Annotated in this window: 14 protein-coding genes and 1 tRNA gene; 11 read left to right on the top strand and 4 right to left on the bottom strand. The window is 36.4% G+C overall.

From position 1 onward, the window contains the following. Positions 1–569: 569 nt before the first annotated feature. Complete coding sequence (gene recJ / locus QUE35_RS00975; RefSeq protein ID WP_022599486.1) at positions 570–2288, bottom strand: single-stranded-DNA-specific exonuclease RecJ; 1719 nt, start codon at positions 2286–2288, stop codon at positions 570–572. A gap of 298 nt (positions 2289–2586) precedes the next feature. Beyond that, positions 2587–3510, bottom strand: coding sequence for a mechanosensitive ion channel family protein (locus QUE35_RS00980; RefSeq protein WP_009316774.1), 924 nt, complete (start codon positions 3508–3510; stop codon positions 2587–2589). 220 nt (positions 3511–3730) lie between these two features. Here QUE35_RS00980 and QUE35_RS00985 point away from each other — a divergent pair, with 220 nt between their 5' ends. From QUE35_RS00985 to QUE35_RS01010, 6 genes are all read left to right on the top strand, one after another. Next, positions 3731–4561 (top strand): tetratricopeptide repeat protein, encoded by an 831-nt coding sequence (locus QUE35_RS00985; protein WP_022599484.1) that lies wholly within the window; start codon positions 3731–3733, stop codon positions 4559–4561. A gap of 71 nt (positions 4562–4632) precedes the next feature. Further along, the gene (locus QUE35_RS00990; RefSeq protein ID WP_009316776.1) at positions 4633–5652 is read left to right on the top strand and encodes an HU domain-containing protein; all 1020 of its coding nucleotides are present in this window, start codon (positions 4633–4635) and stop codon (positions 5650–5652) included. A gap of 288 nt (positions 5653–5940) precedes the next feature. Then, positions 5941–8328, top strand: coding sequence for a ferrous iron transport protein B (feoB, locus tag QUE35_RS00995; protein WP_009316777.1), 2388 nt, complete (start codon positions 5941–5943; stop codon positions 8326–8328). 15 nt (positions 8329–8343) lie between these two features. Further along, entirely contained in the window at positions 8344–8520 is a 177-nt protein-coding gene (locus QUE35_RS01000; RefSeq protein WP_009316778.1) for a FeoB-associated Cys-rich membrane protein, read from the top strand. Between the two features lie 73 nt (positions 8521–8593). Beyond that, positions 8594–8664, top strand: a tRNA-Cys gene (locus tag QUE35_RS01005). 437 nt (positions 8665–9101) lie between these two features. Next, positions 9102–10766 carry a S8 family serine peptidase gene (locus QUE35_RS01010; protein WP_031258033.1) on the top strand — a complete coding sequence of 555 codons (1665 nt, stop codon included), beginning with the start codon at positions 9102–9104 and terminating at the stop codon, positions 10764–10766. 32 nt (positions 10767–10798) lie between these two features. Here the strand turns inward: QUE35_RS01010 and QUE35_RS01015 are convergent, their stop codons facing one another. Beyond that, positions 10799–11983 carry a hypothetical protein gene (locus QUE35_RS01015; RefSeq protein WP_122329697.1) on the bottom strand — a complete coding sequence of 395 codons (1185 nt, stop codon included), beginning with the start codon at positions 11981–11983 and terminating at the stop codon, positions 10799–10801. A gap of 131 nt (positions 11984–12114) precedes the next feature. On the opposite strand from QUE35_RS01015, the gene QUE35_RS01020 reads away from it, so the two are divergent. Beyond that, on the top strand, positions 12115–12585 hold the full coding sequence (locus tag QUE35_RS01020; RefSeq protein WP_022599481.1) for a hypothetical protein: 471 nt from the start codon (positions 12115–12117) through the stop codon (positions 12583–12585). Here the strand turns inward: QUE35_RS01020 and ppk1 are convergent. Continuing rightward, complete coding sequence (gene ppk1, locus QUE35_RS01025; RefSeq protein ID WP_022599480.1) at positions 12572–14641, bottom strand: polyphosphate kinase 1; 2070 nt, start codon at positions 14639–14641, stop codon at positions 12572–12574. The genes QUE35_RS01020 and ppk1 overlap by 14 nt on opposite strands. Positions 14642–14824: 183 nt before the next feature. Between ppk1 and QUE35_RS01030 the strand changes: the two genes are divergently transcribed. The 4 genes from QUE35_RS01030 (at position 14825) to QUE35_RS01045 (ending at position 18414) form a co-directional block, all read left to right on the top strand. Next, the gene (locus tag QUE35_RS01030; protein ID WP_009316782.1) at positions 14825–15118 is read left to right on the top strand and encodes an HU family DNA-binding protein; all 294 of its coding nucleotides are present in this window, start codon (positions 14825–14827) and stop codon (positions 15116–15118) included. Then, positions 15108–16340: an HU family DNA-binding protein gene (locus QUE35_RS01035; RefSeq protein ID WP_022599479.1), complete on the top strand. Its 1233-nt coding sequence runs from the start codon at positions 15108–15110 to the stop codon at positions 16338–16340. Before QUE35_RS01030 ends, QUE35_RS01035 begins: the two co-directional genes overlap by 11 nt. Positions 16341–16520: 180 nt before the next feature. Further along, the gene (locus QUE35_RS01040; RefSeq protein WP_009316784.1) at positions 16521–17516 is read left to right on the top strand and encodes an AAA family ATPase; all 996 of its coding nucleotides are present in this window, start codon (positions 16521–16523) and stop codon (positions 17514–17516) included. Positions 17517–17544: 28 nt separating this feature from the next. Then, positions 17545–18414, top strand: coding sequence for a DUF58 domain-containing protein (locus QUE35_RS01045; protein WP_022599477.1), 870 nt, complete (start codon positions 17545–17547; stop codon positions 18412–18414). The last annotated feature ends 1 nt before the right edge of the window (position 18415 follow it).

The following is an 18415-nucleotide window of genomic DNA, read 5'->3' on the forward strand; positions in this document are numbered from 1 at the left end:
GTCATTATAAAGAAATATCCGTAGGAACTAAAGTGATTTGGTTTGTTATATTGTTGATTACTAATTATATTGGGCTTATTGGGTTGTCCATTTATTTAAATACTAAAAAAAATGAGGTGAGAAAATGAATAAATTTATCTCGGTTTAATTTAAGGGTAGTCCTTAGAACTTGTCTAAATTTTGCTCGGGCCAGGTTTGGGAGTTTTTTGAGGATATTTTTTTGTTTTTACGAGGAGGATAGCGGGTTATCCGACGAGGGAAAACAGGAAAAAGACCAGAATAAAACATAAAGATGACCTGATAGTATTTTTTATTGGAAAGTTTAGACAGTTCTTAAAAGAGAATAGAAATTACTGTATCATTTAAAGGGGGTACAAAAAATCAAAACTGAATTGGTAAAAGTTACAGATTGTAACAAAATAAATAAAGAATGCCACTTTACACCTAATTTTTATAGGTGAAAGTAGCATTCTTTTTATAATCGAAGCCTATCAGTTCTAAATTGAAAGTTTGAATTTGAACTTTCTAACTTTTTGAACAGCCCCTGTTTTTCATAAACTATCCATTTTCTATTTAGAAGGTTGAATATCTTTTATCATCAATTGAATATTTTTATTATGAGTGTTTTCTTCAATTGTATAACAAATATCGAAAGGGTGATGAGCTTTTATATATTCATTATGTTCATGCATACCGAAAGCAATACCGTTCATTATGTTTTCTGAACGGCTATCGACCATTTCTAATTTTAAGTGTTCCAATTCACGTCCGACTAATCGACTTGTTCCGTAGTCCAAAACCCGTTTGGTGCAAAAAATAGGTTTGGTGTTTCCGGGTCCGAACGGATTGAATTGTTTTAACGTTTTCAAAAAAGAGGGGGTTATATCTTTGAAATCAATTGTTGCATCGATGTCTATTTGGGGCATCATTTGTTCCGGAAGAATATTTTCTGCTACATAATTTTCAAAACGTTCTATAAATGTCGGAATGTTCTCTTCTTTTAGAGAAAGTCCGGCAGCATATGTGTGTCCACCGAAATTTTCCAATAAGTCTCGACACGATTCTATTGCTTTGTAAACATCGAATCCTTGTACCGAACGTGCCGAACCGGTAACTAATCCATTGGAAAATGTCAGAACTATTGCGGGGCGATAGTAGAGTTCGGTAAGGCGAGAAGCTACGATGGCGATGATGCCTTTATGCCAGTCCGGATTATATATTACAATAGATTTATGCGATTCGAAATCCTTCAGATTCTCGAGGATTTTATTGGCTTCTCCGGTGACCTGCTTGTCTATTTCTTTTCGAGTTTCATTATATTGGTTGATGTTTTCCCCTTTTTCTTTAGCTCCTTCAGGATCTTTGGAAATCAGAAGATCCACTGCCTCTTTGCCGGATTGTACTCTGCCTGAAGCATTGATACGAGGACCTATTTTGAAAACGATATCGCTGGTAGTAATATCTTTGTTTTTCAAACCGCAGAGGTCGATAATGGCTTTTAATCCGTTGCTTGGATTGGAGTTGAGTTGTTTAAGCCCATGAAAAGCCAGTATTCGGTTTTCGTCCGTTATCGGTACGATATCCGAAGCGATGCTTACAGCTATAAGATCGAGTAAAGGGAAAAGATATTCTTTTATACTTAGATTGTTGCTTATTGCGAAAGCCTGCATAAATTTAAATCCGACTCCGCATCCTGATAAATGTTGATAAGGGTAGGTCGAGTCATCTCTTTTGGGGTCTAATACGGCAACAGCTCCGGGAAGCTCTTTGTCCGGAACATGGTGGTCGCAGATAATAAAATCTATCCCTTTGCTTTTTGCATATTCGACTTTTTCTATTGCTTTTATTCCGCAATCAAGAGCAATGATCAGGGAAAAACCGTTTTCTTCAGCGTAATCTATACCTTTTATCGAAATGCCGTACCCTTCATCATATCGGTCAGGTATGTAGCAGTCCAGACCGGAATAGAAATTCTGTAAAAATTTATACACTAAGGCGACAGCTGTAGTGCCGTCCACATCATAATCTCCGTAAATCAGTATTTTTTCTTTGCTCCCCATCGCCTTATTCAGACGATTTACAGCTTTGTCCATGTCGTTCAGTAAAAACGGATCATATAGATCGGATAATTGGGGGCGGAAAAACTTTTTTGCATCTGTTTCGTTTGTCACCCCCCGCAGTACCAGTAGCTCGCATATATAGGGATCTAATCCCAATGTCCGGGATAGAATCTCTTTGGCTTGTTTTTCTTTTTCTGTAAGGGGTAAGTAATTCCATTTACTTATCATTTATATGTTTTTTATTTTATCGAGGTCGGCAAGTTGCAATTCATGGTTTATATGACTATGTGCAACTTGTATCATCATTATTAAATTAAATGATGACTTTGTATAGTGCTAAAGTGTTGATAATTAAATATTAGCATTATAATAATATGCTCTTTTTTATGCCTGTTTTCTTGTAGCCTATAAAAGAGCAGCTGTAAAGATAGTAAATTATGAGCTAAAAAAAGAGGCTATCTGTCGCAAAAAAATAAAAATGCGGCAACAAAATTTTGTTGCCGCATTTTTATTTTTTTTGCGACTATTATTCTTGTTCTTTTATAACATGCACATCCATTTGCGGGAATGGTATATTGAGCCCGTATTTCCCAAATTCCTTATAGACTCTTTCGTTCATATCGAAATATACAGACCAGTAATCTGAAGTTGCTACCCAGGCTCTAACGACAATATTTACAGAGCTATCTCCTAAGCTATGTAAGGCTATAAAATATGCCGGATCTTTAAGAACTCGTGTATCTTCATCGAGCATTCGAGATAATACTTCTTTAGCTTTGTCGTAGTCATCACCATATCCGATACCGAAAGTCCAATCCACCCGGCGCTTACCTTCTTTCGAATAATTATTGATAATACCTGTTGACAGTCCTCCGTTTGGTACAATGATTGTCTTATTATCGGGTGTATTTAAAATAGTATTGAATATTTGTATCTCTTTTACTGTTCCACTTTGTCCTTGAGCTTCGATATAATCTCCTACTTTATAAGGCTTGAAAAGGAGTACCATGACTCCTCCGGCAAAATTCTGTAATGTTCCGCTCAATGCCATACCGACAGCGATACCTGCTGATGCAAATAATGCGACAAATGAAGAAGTATTGACACCGAGAATACCGATGACGATAACGAGTAATATCAACATAAGCGATATGTTGATAAGGCTTAGAAGAAAAGTGCGTAATGAAAGTTCTACATTTCTTCGTATTAGAATGCCGGAAACGAATTTCCTGATTTTTTTCATCAACCATTTCCCTACCCAGAATATGACTAAAGCGATCAGTATTTTTATAGAAATATGTATTATTCCACTGACCATTTGCTCTAATAATTGTTGCAGAGACATATTGGAAGCACTGGAAAGTTTTTCAAAAAAAGAAACAACCTTGGTCGTGTCTGCCGGTGTCGGTACGGTTGTCGGGAGACCTCCGCTAATAAGTAAATCAAGCATTATCGTAGTATTTTTAAGTTTGACTTTTGCAAAATTAATATAAAATAATTTTATATCTAACTAATGTATTAAAAAACACGATATGAGATGTTTTTGTTTGGTATAGATTTTTGACCGATTCTTATAAAAATATAATTCTTATGAATTTACGGCATTTCGATATTTCATTACTTGCAAAATAGGTATTTTTGTTTCTCATTTATAAAAAGGCTAATCGATTATGAAATGTATATTGTTTATCGTTTTCTTTATGGCAGTTTTTTTGTCTGTCTCGGCTCAGACTTATAATGAGTGGATCGACAAATCGTTTGAATGCATCGAGTCGGAAGATTGGACAGGAGCAGAAAAAGCTTTGATCGGTGCATTGAGAGTTCAACCGGCTAATCCGCAGAATGCTTTGTTGCTGTCTAATTTGGGAACTATTCAAAGGAAGATGGGAAAAAACGATGAGGCGCTGAAGTCCTATACGAATGCGTTGATGATTACGCCTCGTTCGGTAACATTGTTGATGAACCGAGCTGCATTATTTTCGGAAATGGAAAAATTTGATGATGCCTTAAAAGATTATAATCAGGTCCTAATGTTAGATGATAAAGAAGAAGATGCTCTCTATTTGAGAGGACTGATTCGATTGGAGAAAAATGACACGACGGCCTGCCGTAAGGATTTTGAACAGCTTCTTAAAATTAATCCGAAAAGTTCTAATGCTCGTATCGGATTAGCTGCATTGATGAAGTTAAGAGGTTATTATACCGAGGCGATAGATCTTTATACGCAGGTAATACGGGTTAATCCCGAACAAACGTCTTTATATTTGAATAGGGGAGAAGCTTACTTATTAAACCGTCGTTTGAATAAGGCCGATGAAGATGTAGCTAAAGCATTAGAGTTAGATCCAAAAGATCCGTTAGTGTATGTTTTGCGTGCTAAATTGAAGTTGGCTCGTTATGAAAAAGAGGATGCGAGTCGAGATTTGGACAGGGCTGTTTCATTGGGTTTTGACAGAAAAGATGCTGATATTCTTTTAAATAAAGAACAATCCGAAAAATAATTCGAGAATTTGGAGAAAATTCATGATCGTATGATTTCTAATTCTACAGAAAAATAACTACATTTGTACTGATGTTAGAATTAGTAAGACATATTGAATATTTGCTGACGGAACATGATTGTGTTCTTGTTCCGGGGTTGGGAGGTTTTGTTTTGCAATATGTTCCCGCACGATTTAGCGAGGACCGTAAGTCGATACAACCTCCTGGAAAACAAATAACTTTTAATTCTTCTTTATCGTATAATGATGGGTTATTGGCTCAATCGTTGATGCGAACATTGGATATAGATTACGGAAAAGCTGTGGCAATGATAGAACATTGGGTTGATGAAATAAAACGGAGTTTTTCAGAACCCGGTGATTCTTATGCTTTCGGGGAGTTGGGAACATTTGTCCTTTCAGATGAAAGATCATTGATATTCGAGCCACCGGCATCTTGCTTGTTCGGTATTTCTGCATTCGGATTAAAAAAGTTAAATATCTGTCCGTTAGGTCAGTTACATAAAGATGAAAATGTAGCAGAACCGAAGCTCAGAAGCAAGAAACGTGATGTTGTATATATCCCCGTAAATAAATCTTTTGTTCGACAATTGATCGCAGCTGCGGCTATAATCATTCTGCTTTTAATGATTTCAACTCCTATGTCTGAAATGAAAACGACATCGGATTATGCAAGTCTTGTTTCTTCTGAATTATTTGAAAATGGAAAAGATGGGGAAATAGAAATAAATGATATCGTATCGTTGCAACAAGGGAATGATTCTGTTATAGCGGCCGAAAATAATTTTTCTACGGTACAGAAATCAGAGCAAGACAATTCTCAAGTTGCTAATATATCTGACAGTGATGTTGTGCGTCCTTATATTGTGGTCGTTGCAACACTATCGGGAAAACAAGCTGCCTTGCGGCAATTAGAGCAATTTAAACAGCAAGGTGTAACGGCCGATCTGAAAATATATGAAACTTCTAAGAAAGTTAGAATATATATAGATTCTTTCTCTGAGAAAGAAGAGGCTCAGAAATTTTTGATGACTTTAAGAAATGGTGATTCGCCTTTTTCTGATGCGTGGGTAATGTCTGTGAGAAGATAAACAACAAGCACTATAATTGATAATAGAGGGGGTGCACTTCAAAGCAAAGGCACTCCCTTTTTATATATCTTTAGTTATTTTCGCGGCCTCGATTTGTTATAATAATTGCAGTGTTTTTTGTCAAGTCGTTTTTGACGCTTCTGGAAAGAAAAGTTTGCGGAATAATTTGATAAAAAATGTTATTATTTATATTATGTATAAATAAAAAGATGGATATGTTATGTAGAATCAGAATAAATAGTGATCTTTGTAACGCAAATTAGGTATAACTTAAAAAATAAGAGTAGTATGCGTTTATCCGATCTGCAAACTGGTGATGAAGCTGTAATTGTCAAAGTTTTGGGACATGGAGCTTTTCGTAAACGTATTACAGAAATGGGATTTGTCAGGGGGAAAAAGGTTTCTGTTTTATTGAATGCTCCGTTAAAAGACCCGATTAAGTATAAAATTTTAGATTATGAAGTTTCTTTAAGAAGAAGTGAAGCTTCTATGATAGAAGTCCTTACGGAAAATGAAGCTGTAGATTTGGTTTCTTGTGAAGATCCTAATGTGCTTCAAAACGATGATGTTATCGGAAAAGCGGTGGTTCGCTCGGGAAAAACGATTAATATAGCGCTCGTGGGGAATCCTAATTGTGGAAAAACCTCTTTGTTCAATGTGGCATCCGGTTCACACGAACATGTGGGAAATTATAGTGGAGTAACGGTCGATGCAAAGAAAGGATATTTCAATTATAAAGGGTATCATTTTAATATTTATGATTTGCCGGGGACATATTCGTTGTCGGCATATTCTCCTGAAGAACTATATGTGCGTCGTCATATATTTGAACAAACTCCCGATGTTATTGTAAATGTCGTTGTCGCTTCTAATTTAGAGCGGAATTTATATCTCACTACCGAGCTTATCGATATGGATCTTAGTATGGTTATCGCTTTGAATATGTATGATGAGTTGGAGCAAAGTGGGGCAGTACTGGATTATAAGACATTAGGTGAAATGATCGGAGTACCTATTGTCCCCACAGTTTCGCGTTCGGGCAAAGGAATCGATAATTTGTTCGATACGATTATTCGGGTATATGAAAATCAAGACTTGACCGTGAGGCATATACATATCAATCATGGGAAAGTAATTGAGTCGGGTATTAATGTGTTAAAAGAAGAATTGAAGACCGATCCTCAAATAAAACAGCATTTCTCACCTCGTTATTTGGCGATAAAACTTCTTGAAGGTGATAAAGAGGTTGAATCTATATTGAAAGATAAGGCAGATTATAATGACTTGATTACATTGCGAAATAGAGAGGTGCAGCGCATTTCAAAAACTTTGGGAGAAGACGTGGAAACTGCGGTTTCTAATGAGAAATACGGATTCATTTCGGGTGCTTTGAAAGAAACCTTAATTCCTGGAGATAGAGAAAAAGCTCGTACCACTCATATAATAGATTCGTTGGTGACGAATAAGCTTTTCGGTTTTCCTATTTTTATTCTACTCATGTGGGTTATGTTCGAAGCAACTTTTAAATTAGGAGCGTATCCGATGGAGTGGATCGAATCAGGAGTTGCATGGATAGGATCTTTGGTGGAAAGATATATGAGTGACGGCCCTTTGAAAGATCTGATTGTGGATGGTGTTATTGGCGGAGTAGGAGGTGTTATCGTTTTTCTTCCGAATATATTGATATTGTATCTTTTTATTTCCTTTATGGAAGACTCGGGATATATGGCTCGGGCGGCTTTTATCATGGACAAGATTATGCATAGGATAGGGTTGCACGGTAAGTCTTTTATTCCGTTAGTTATGGGTTTCGGATGCAATGTTCCTGCAATTATGGCTTCTCGTACGATCGAGAGTCGCAGTAGTCGGCTTATTACTATTTTGATAAATCCTTTTATGTCTTGTAGTGCACGTTTGCCTATATATGTTTTATTGATCGGAACATTTTTCCCCGATCATGCAAGTCTGGTTTTCATAGGACTTTATTTGTTAGGTATCATTGTGGCTATCATTACAGCACGTTTATTGCGGAAGTTCTTGTTTAAAAAGGATGAAACACCTTTTGTTATGGAATTGCCACCTTATCGTATTCCCACGGCAAAAGCTACTTTACGTCATATGTGGGGAAAAGCTGAACAATATTTGAAGAAAATGGGAGGATTGATATTGGTTGCATCTATTATCATCTGGTTTTTAAGTTATTACCCGAGAACTTCTATTTCAGATACAGTATCTGAAACTACTGTAGAAGAAAGTTTTGTTCAGCAGCAAAATTCATATATCGGGAGAATAGGACAATTTATCGAGCCGGTATTAGAACCACTCGGATTTAATTGGAAAGTTAGTATCGCTCTTATTTCCGGTACGGCAGCAAAAGAATTGGTTGTGAGTACTATAGGAGTTTTGTATTCAGAAGGTGCTTCGGATGATGATGCGACACTGTCGGCGAAACTTACTGCACCTAACCCACAAACAGGACATCCGGACTTTACACCATTGATTGCAATTAGCTTTATGGCATTCGTTTTGTTGTATATTCCTTGTATCGCTACAATTGTTGCGGTGGCTAATGAGGCCGGAAGCTGGAAATGGGGATTATTCACAATTATTTATAATACCGGAGTTGCTTGGATTGTCTCTTTTTTGATCTATAATATCGGAAAATTGTTTATATAAAAAGAAAGGGTATATATGAATCAGAATATAATTGTCGGGATTATCGGTATATTGGTAGCTTTATATTTATTGAGAGCTATTATTCGATTTATTCGTAAAGATAAAAAATCTGCATCTTGTTGTAGTTGTTCGGGTTGTGGAAAGAAGAGCGATTGTTGTAAAGACATATTGGAAGGAAAAGTCTCTAAATAGTAAAATAAAAATTATCATTTGTCTTGCAGATTAAAAAAAATACATTACCTTTGCAATCGCAAATGAGAAATAAGGTTCCTTGGCCGAGTGGCTAGGCACCGGTCTGCAAAACCGTTTACGGCGGTTCGAATCCGCCAGGAACCTCTTACGAACCTTGTAACTAACTGAATTTCGGTGTATGGTTACAAGGTTTTTTGTTTTTAGATGATTCTTCAATAATTTAAAAACCTGCCTAAAATTTCTAATAAAAATATTATCAGAACATTTTTTGAGATTTCTTCCGGTCTATAACAATGTTGGCTAATTTTTTCTCGAGAGGGAAAGAGACTATTCATGTGGATTTCTCTTAAACTTTGCTCAAGTAAAATTTAGATTGCTTCTAAATATATATAGTGAAAAAGTGAATAATTAAAAAGACCGCTATAAGTAGGTATAAAGAAAAATTTGTTCTATCCTGAAAAGGAATAAGTTTTGAATATATATTAATAATACATGTTGAGATAGTTAAAAAGAAATATATACAGGTTATTTTTAAACTTTTGCATACATTTGTAAATCATTGAAAATAAATTAAAATGAAAATGATGAAAGTAAAGTTGTTTTTCTTTGTTATTTGGGAAATCTTATTTTTAGTGGCTTGTCAGGAAAATACAAAGAAAGACAATGAGCCGCTCATCCCGGAAGATGTTGTCCCGGATAAATTGACGATTGAACCGGAATCTATTGATTTGAAAGTGGGAGAATCTTGTCAATTGGTTGTTAAGTTAAATGGTACTCCATTGGAAGGAAATGAGGTACAATGGACTTCAAATAGCTCTTTACTGGATGTTGATGATAATGGTAAAGTTACGGCTGTTGATTATGATGAATTTATATCGGGTTTGAATATTAAGGCTACAGTAAAAGGAGGGCAACTTTTTGCTATATGTAGAGTCTCTGTGCATCAACTATATAATTATAAGTTACGTTTAATTCTTAAAGATAAAGGTCGTTCGGAGTATTCGTTGAGTGAACCTGAAAGATTTTTATCGTCCCGGGCGATTGAGAGGCGACATAAACAAGATATTGATATTGATGATTTAGACTTACCCATTTCAAAAAATTATCTGGCTCAAATAGAAGAAATCGGAGGAACTATTATTGCTCAAAGCAAGTGGCTAAAGACTGTTTGTGTGCAATGTCCTGATGAAGATTTGATTGATAAATATAAAGAACTGCCTTTTGTTGAAGATGTCATAAAAGTCTGGAGAGGTAAAGATAGAGAACAGAATCAAGATAATTACGAGGCCTATCCGTTATATATAAAAAATATACAAGACTATTCTTTCGAAAATTATGCCGAGGCATGGGAGAATATTGCGCTTCATAAAGGGCAACTTTTACACGAGAGAGGATTTAGGGGAGAAGGTATAGATATTGCGGTTATTGATGCAGGCTTTATAAACCTTCCGCAAAATTCTGTTTTAAACAATATTAGAATTAAGGGGGCTAGATCTTTTATATATGAAGATACAAATCCTTATAATACAGATGAACATGGAATCGGTGTTGTTGCTTGTATGGCGACTGATAGATCGGGATGTTATGTAGGGACAGCTCCGGATGCTGCCTATTGGTTGTTGAGATCAGAAGATGTTATATCTGGAGATTATCCTGTTGAAGAAGATTATTGGGTGGCAGCAATGGAATATGCCGATAGTGTAGGGGTCGATTTAGTAAATACTTCATTATCATACATTGAATATGAATGGCCTTTTACTTCTTACAAATACGAAGATATGGATGGACGTACGGCAATGCCGACACGTGCAGCGAATATAGCTGTAGATAAAGGTATTTTTGTCGTATGTTGTGCCGGCAATGGAGGAAGTTGGGTCGGGACTCCTGCAGATTCTCCGAATGTACTTACTGTAGGGGCGGTTACGGCATCCGGTAATATCGGTTCGTTTACCGCTTATGGGATGACTGTTGACGGGCGGATGAAACCCGATGTCATGTCTCTAGGTTCTGGAGTATCGACTATCGATGTAAACGGGAATGTGGTTATTAAAAGCGGGACATCGTATGCAAGTCCTATCCTGTGTGGATTAGTCGCTTGTTTGTGGCAAGCTTATCCCGAATTGACGAATAAACAGTTATTGGATATTCTAAAAAGATCTTCCGATAGATATGTTGATCCTGCATTACCTTATGGATATGGAATATGTGATATGGAAAAGGCTTTTTATTTGGCTGAAGAAATGTGACATATTGATTATCGGTGACATGTATCTATATATTATTTCCCTATAGGTTGTATGTCTTTACGTATGTTTCGAGATATTTCCAGGAGAGTATAGAATTTCTTTTTACTTTCTATAGAGATTTTATTTTCTTCATACCGTTTATTGGCATATTCTTTTGACTTGTTAAATATTGTATATGAAATTTCGTTTTGGCTTTTTCCTACCATAGTCGAGTCTAATTGTTCTTCAGGGAAAAAGTCATCTAAATTGACATCGCCTATCATTGTAGTTTCTAAAAAATTTTTTTTCGTGTGGCTTTTATCCAGATAATATCCTACGAACATGTGACCGGGCATTCTTACCAAGATCGGATCTATATTGATTGCTTTCAGCAATGAGGCAAATAAAACGCTTCCGTCCACACAATTTATTTGAGCAGATTCCAGTACATCCTCGAATAAACGAACTCGTTGAGAAAAGACTACATTTGAAGACAAACTTGAAGAAGATATAGAACTATATTTCAAATTTCGTTTTTGCAGAGCATTCCAGATTGCATAAACTTGTTTTTCTACATACTTTCCCTGATATTGATAACCGAGAAACCGATTTACTATGCGTGTATTTAATGCTTCTCTTAAAATAATATCGATCATCGGATGGTCTTCATTTACGTAAGCTGCAAAAAATATTCCGGTGTCATGGAATTTTTGTTTTTCATCGATATAACCCAATAGACATTCGTTTATACTCCTTACAGACATGGTTTTAACATGCCTTCCCATTTTCTTGTAATTCATTTCGACCTGTATTGCTACACTGACAGGAGAGGGCTGTATGGCCTGTTTTAAAGCATCGTATTTCCAAATAATATCCGGATATATCCTATATTCGGTTTTAGGTCTTTCCAAGATAAATTCAGAAACCGATTCTTCAAAAAAAGGTGTCGCACCTACTGTAATTCTGACTTTGCTATGAGGTTTTCCCGATTTTATGCGAATTGCAATTCCTGATTTAGGATTTCCTAAATATACGGTATCTGCCGGAACGACAATTTGTGTATCGGAAACCGCAACGGAAAGAATGGCCGAAGGAAATATGTTTCCCCCTAAATCATCGACAATCTCGAATGTTGTGTGCTCATTATTATAACGATACCAGAATAGTCCGGCAATCACCAAAAGAAGTACAGAAAGTATGATCGTGGATACTATCCATGGATTCTTCTCTTTGCTCATTTTAGTCTGTTTTAATCTGGGAACAAAGATAACAATTCTGGTTCAAGAAACTCTTGTAGATTTTCTTTTAAATGGGATGAGATAAACATTATTGATTTTTTATCTGTTCTAACTTTCAAAATAACGGAATTATGGATAAAATCGCAATGCAGATACGTTTGGTAAAAATAGAGGAATTGTCTTATAGAGATAAAACAAAATTGGGAGAAGCTTTGAAAGAGCCTGTTTTTGTAAAATTGTTATTGAATATATTACCTGATATTGGTCGAAATATCATAGAACTAATTGTCGGTGTAGTGTATCATACGAATTCTGAAGATTTGCTGACTTATGAAATCAAATCAACTTTCGAGGTAGGAGAAATGGAAGCGGTGGTATGTGTTCGGGATTATAGTGTTTCTGTAGCTCCCGAACTGTTGAGTATATTGGTCGGGGTTTCGATCGGCACTTTGAGGGGAATGCTGGTTTTAAAAAGTGCAGATTCGTTTTTTGGTAACTACCCACTGCCGATAATTAATATTACAGAACTTATCGCTTCCTTACAAACCGAAACGGTAAAACAATCCTCTTATTTCCCGTTTTTTAGATTCAGATATGAGTAGTAGATTCGGCTTCATTTTTTAGAAGTTCGTATATTTCTTGTTGAGCTCTTACCGGTTTTTCAGAATTTTCGACTACAGGAATATTTTGTAGATTTTCATCGATAATACAGGCCTGAGTATTATCCTGTAATTGAAGTCGTAATATCTTTATGATTTTTTGTTTTATCTGTTCATTTGTGATGGGAAATGCAGTTTCTATCCGGCGACTCAGATTCCTTTTCATCCAGTCGGCAGAGCTTAGGAAAACTTCCTCTTTACCATCGGAGTTAAAGTACCAAATGCGGGTATGCTCCAAAAACTTGTCGATAATGCGAATAATTTTTATGTTCCGGCTATACGGCTGGTTGGGAACGAGGCAACAGATGCCTCGAATAATTAAATCTATTTTTACTCCTGCTTCACTGGCATCATATAATAATCTGATCATTTCTTCATCTTGTAGGCCGTTCATTTTCAAAATGAGATATGCCTGTTTTCCCTGCCTTGCGAGTTCGATCTCGCGGGCTATTTTTTCTTTTAATGAAGAAAGCATGTTAAACGGAGATACAATTAATTGCTCGAAATGAGGATATGCGGTTTTACCTTCAAGGATGTTGAACAATAAATTCAAATCTTGTATCAGTGTCGTATTATAAGTAAACAAGCCCATATCAGAATATATCTTGGCTGTTTTTTCATTAAAATTTCCGGTACTCAAATAAGCAAAACTTTTTTCAATATTTTCACCTCTTTCCGAACGGCGTAGAATCAATGCCACTTTTGCATGAACTTTCAATCCGGGAGTACTATATATTATTTTTATTCCATATTTTTTCATTCGTTCAGAAGTGGCGATATTGTTTTCTTCATCAAATCGGGCTTTCAACTCTACGAAGACCGTGACTCTTTTCCCGTTTTTCGCAGCAGTGATAAGAGCATTTACTACTGCCGATTCCTCAGCAACCCTATATTGGGTGATCTTTATCTCATCGACTTTAGGATCATAGGCGGCTTCGGTAAGGAAACGGATTAGATAGTCGAACGATTGATAAGGGTAGTGCAATAAGATATCTTGGTTTTTTATGACCTTGAACATCGAACCTGATCGGTCGAATAGAGCAACCCGCATGGGGGAGAATGTTCGGGATGAGAGACTGGGAGAACCTGGATTAGGAAGTTTGATAAGGTCTTCCAACGTCAAATAACGTCCGGCCGGAATACACTGAGATTCCGGGATATGATATGTTTCACATAAATATTGGAGCATATCTGCCGGCATTCTATGATTGTAAACCATGCGGTTTGCTCTTCCCGTTTTTCTCTTTTTTACGCTTTTTTGGATCTCTTTCACCAGATCATAATTCCGATGAGGATCGATTGAAAAGTCTGCATCTCGGGATATTCGAATACTATAATAAGAATCTACGATAAATCCCGGAAATACGATGTCTAGATTGTATCCGATTGCATCGTCTATGAACATCAAATAATGAGTTTCTCCGATAGACGGAAGAGAAATGAATCTGGGGACTTTGGAAAACGGAATTTTTATTAGAGCATAACATAGTTCGGCATTGCTTTTTTTATAAAGTTTTATGACCAAATAAAGTCTGTTATCCCGCAAAAAAGACGAAATATCATCTTTTAAAATTAGAACGGGTTGTAAAAAAGGGAATATTTCGTCATAAAAATAGTTTCGGATAAAAGCTCGGTGCATTTCTATTATAGGTTGTTCTCCTTGGTATAAAATGATATTATTTCGGGCGAGTTCTGGTAATATTTCATCTCGAAATATAAAAAAGAAATCTTGCATTTGTCGACTTACCTCTTTGTTGATTTCATATAAAGTCGCTTTTGCGCGAGATTTTAGCTCGGGTTCGTTGTTTTCCTGAGCAATGGTTTGACGATATTCCGATATGCGTATTTTGTAAAATTCCTCTAAGTTCGAAGAGAATATAGATAAAAATTTAATTCTTTCGAATATTGGTAATTTTTTATTTTTGGATTCTGATAGAACCCGATAATTAAAAGATAACCAACTGATATCTCTTTTAAAAAAAATTCGATTCTCGTCCATCCGTGTAAACTTTTATACCAGATAGGTAAATATAAGATTTATTTCGTTATTTTGTATCCGATTTTTTGAAAATAATTAAACAGAGTGTCGAGATATTTTGTTTTGTCTTGATGAAAGATGATTATTTTGAAAAATCGAAAAAAAAGTGTAATATAGCATCCGAATTGTTTAAATGATAGTTACGTGGAACATAAACAATTTATAGAAGAACTTCAAAGCAGATTGGGAAAAGATAAAAAAGAAATAGATAATCTTTTTTCGGATATGTTGCAAATATTAAAAGATCGTTGCGGCCAGATGGATACATTGTCTATACAAGGATTCGGGACTTTTGAGCCTCGGAAAAAAATGGAACGGGTATCAGTAAATCCTGCAACCGGCAAACGAATGCTTATTCCTCCCAAAATAGTATTGGGTTTTAAACCGGGAACGGTAATCAAAAATCGATTAAAAGATATTTCTGGAGATGAACAATAAAATAACTATGCCCGATTTGGCGGATCTTCTTGCTCAAAAGGCCAGATGTACCAAGAAAGATGCAGAACTTTTTTTAAAGGAGTTCTTTGGGTTGGCGTCTGAAGTTATCTCCAAAGGAGAACCTTTGAAAATTAATGGGTTAGGTGTTTTTAAAGCTATCTGGGTAGAGAAGAGGGCTAGTGTCAATATCCAAACGGGATTGCCTTTTGAAATCCCCGGACATTATAAATTGACTTTTATTCCGGATAAAAATCTTAAAGAAGCGGTTAATGCTCCGTTCGCTTGTTTTGAAGCGGAAATCCTTCCTGATGATGTCATGACCGATGCCGCCTTGACAGAGGAGGAAGATGAGGAGAGTGAAGATCTTTTGGATTTTGATGAGGATGAGGTCGGTGTGATAGATGGCGATGAAGCTGCAACGAAAACTGTAACTTTGACTTCTCATGAAGATCGTGACGAAAAGGAAAAATATTCTTCATCGAAATCTGAAAGTGTTTCGGAATCTGTTAATGAGGAAAAAAATACAGATGAAAGGGATGTTTCATTACAGCCTTTGCAGAAGTTTGTCCAGCCTGAAAATATAGATATAAAAGGTGAATTTAGACGCCGTACCAAAATGGGGTATATTTCAGGATTTCTGTCTGCTTGTCTTCTTATTTCATTGCTCGCTTTGGGTTGGTTATATTTTGATAAAGCGGATTCGTATAAAGAAGTGAATCTGACAATGCATCCCGTGACTTTTACCATAAAAAAGAATAAAACGGACGTAAATGAGAACAAAGATTCTTTGTCAGTTGTTGAAACGATGGTAACAGATTCTATAAAAGCGACGGCAGTAATGAAACGGAAGTCGAATGCGGTGGATGAAGTTGTAAAGCAAAGGAGTGATGTCCGAGATGAAGAAAAATATCAGAATGTTGATTCGGTAGATTTGCAACAACATCAAAAAGAAGTAGAAGAACCGAAAATCCCGGTTACTGAAGTTGTAAAGCCCGGCATTTTTTTGACAACTATTTCGTTAAAACATTACGGACACAAGACTTTTTGGGTTTATATCTATGAGGAAAATAAAATGAAAATAAAGAACCCGAATAATGTTCCGATTGGTACGGTCTTGGTTATTCCCGATCCGGATAAATATGGAATAAATTCGGGAAATAAAGAGTCTGTTGATAAAGCAAAGGCTCTCGCGGCGGAAATATTGAAAAGATATGAAAAATGATCTATAATAGCCTAAGTCGTCCGTTGGATTCAGCCGGTCGACTTAGTTTTTTTTAATATATAGTTCTTTCTTTTTTAACATCTAAATTGTTAAATGTAAAAGCAACATGGCTACTTTTGCAACGTTACATAGAATAAAATAAACCGATAACTATAAATAACTCATTTAAAAAGAAAAAATATGAGTCAAACAGTTGATATTCGAGAACTTAATGAACTTATTGCCAGCAAAAGTTCTTTTGTCAATATGATTACAATGGGCATGGATCAGGTCATTGTGGGGCAAAAACATCTTGTGGATTCTCTTTTAATCGGATTGTTGTCTAACGGACATATTTTGTTAGAAGGTGTTCCCGGATTGGCAAAGACATTGGCTATTAAGACACTTGCTTCATTAATTGATGCTAAGTATAATCGTATTCAGTTCACTCCCGATTTACTTCCGGCCGATGTGATCGGTACGATGGTATATAGTCAGGCAAAAGAGCAGTTTCAGGTAAAGAAAGGGCCTGTTTTTGCAAATTTCGTTTTGGCAGATGAAATAAACCGTGCACCGGCAAAAGTACAGAGTGCTTTGTTAGAGGCGATGCAGGAACGTCAGGTGACAATCGGAGAGGAAACTTATAAATTGGATGATCCGTTTCTTGTCTTGGCTACTCAAAACCCGATCGAACAAGAAGGTACATATCCTCTGCCTGAAGCACAAGTTGACCGTTTCATGTTGAAGGTAATCATAGGTTATCCTAAAAAAGAAGAAGAAAGATTGATTATCCGTCAGAATATATCCGGAGAAAGAGCCAAAGTTCAACCTGTATTAAAGGCTGAGGAAATTATCGAGACGCGTAATATCGTCCGGAAAGTATATATAGATGAGAAAATCGAACGCTATATCGTTGACATCGTATTTGCAACTCGTTTTCCTCAAGACTATGGTTTGGGAGATATAAAGGATATGATTTCATTCGGAGCTTCGCCACGTGCATCTATCAATCTGGCTTTAGCAGCTCGTTCGTATGCATTCTTGAAACAACGAGGATATGTGATTCCTGAAGACGTTCGTGCTGTATGTCATGACGTGATGCGGCATCGCATCGGTTTAAGTTATGAGGCAGAAGCAAACAATGTTACGTCTGAGGAGGTGATCAGTGAAATATTGAATAAGGTAGAAGTTCCCTAAATAAGAATATTCCGGAGAATTATAACGTATGGAGACGACAGAATTATTAAAAAAAGTCCGCCAGATCGAAATAAAGACGCGGGGACTATCCCGTAATATCTTTGCGGGGCAGTACCATACGGCTTTTAAAGGGAGAGGTATGGCCTTTTCCGAAGTTCGGGAATATCAGTTTGGAGATGATGTTCGGGATATCGATTGGAATGTAACAGCCCGTCATCACAAACCTTATATCAAAGTTTTTGAAGAAGAGCGGGAGTTAACAGTTATGTTGCTTATCGATGTTTCCGGTAGCCGTAATTTCGGTGCTGTAGGTGAATCGAAAAAGGAGGTGATAACTGAAATTGCCGCAACATTGGCATTTTCTGCAATACAAAATAACGACAAAATAGGAGTCATCTTTTTTTCGGATCAAATAGAGAAATTTATTCCGCCGAAAAAAGGAAAGAAGCACATTCTCTATATTATTCGGGAGTTAATCGATTTTCAGCCTGAACACACGGGCACGAATTTGTCTTTGGTATTAGAATATCTGACTAATGCTATCAAAAAAAGATGTACGGCATTTTTTATCTCGGATTTTATTACCGAAGAAAATTTTAAAAATGCTTTATCGATAGCCAACCGTAAGCATGATGTCGTAGCTGTTCAGGTGTATGATAAGAGAGAGACCGAACTTCCGAATGTCGGATTGATGAAAATGCAGGACTCCGAACGGGGTGAGGAAAAGTGGATCGATACTTCTTCCAAGAGGGTGAGAGATACATACTCGCAATGGTGGTCTCAACGTCAAAGTCGTGTGTTGGATGCTGCTCGCAAGAGCAGAGTCGATATAACTGCTATCGCTACGGATGAAAATTACGTATTGGCTTTGATGAATCTGTTTAAGCATAGGGGATGAT

The organism is Coprobacter fastidiosus, assembly GCF_030296935.1.
Classification (GTDB): Bacteria; Bacteroidota; Bacteroidia; order Bacteroidales; family Coprobacteraceae; genus Coprobacter; species Coprobacter fastidiosus.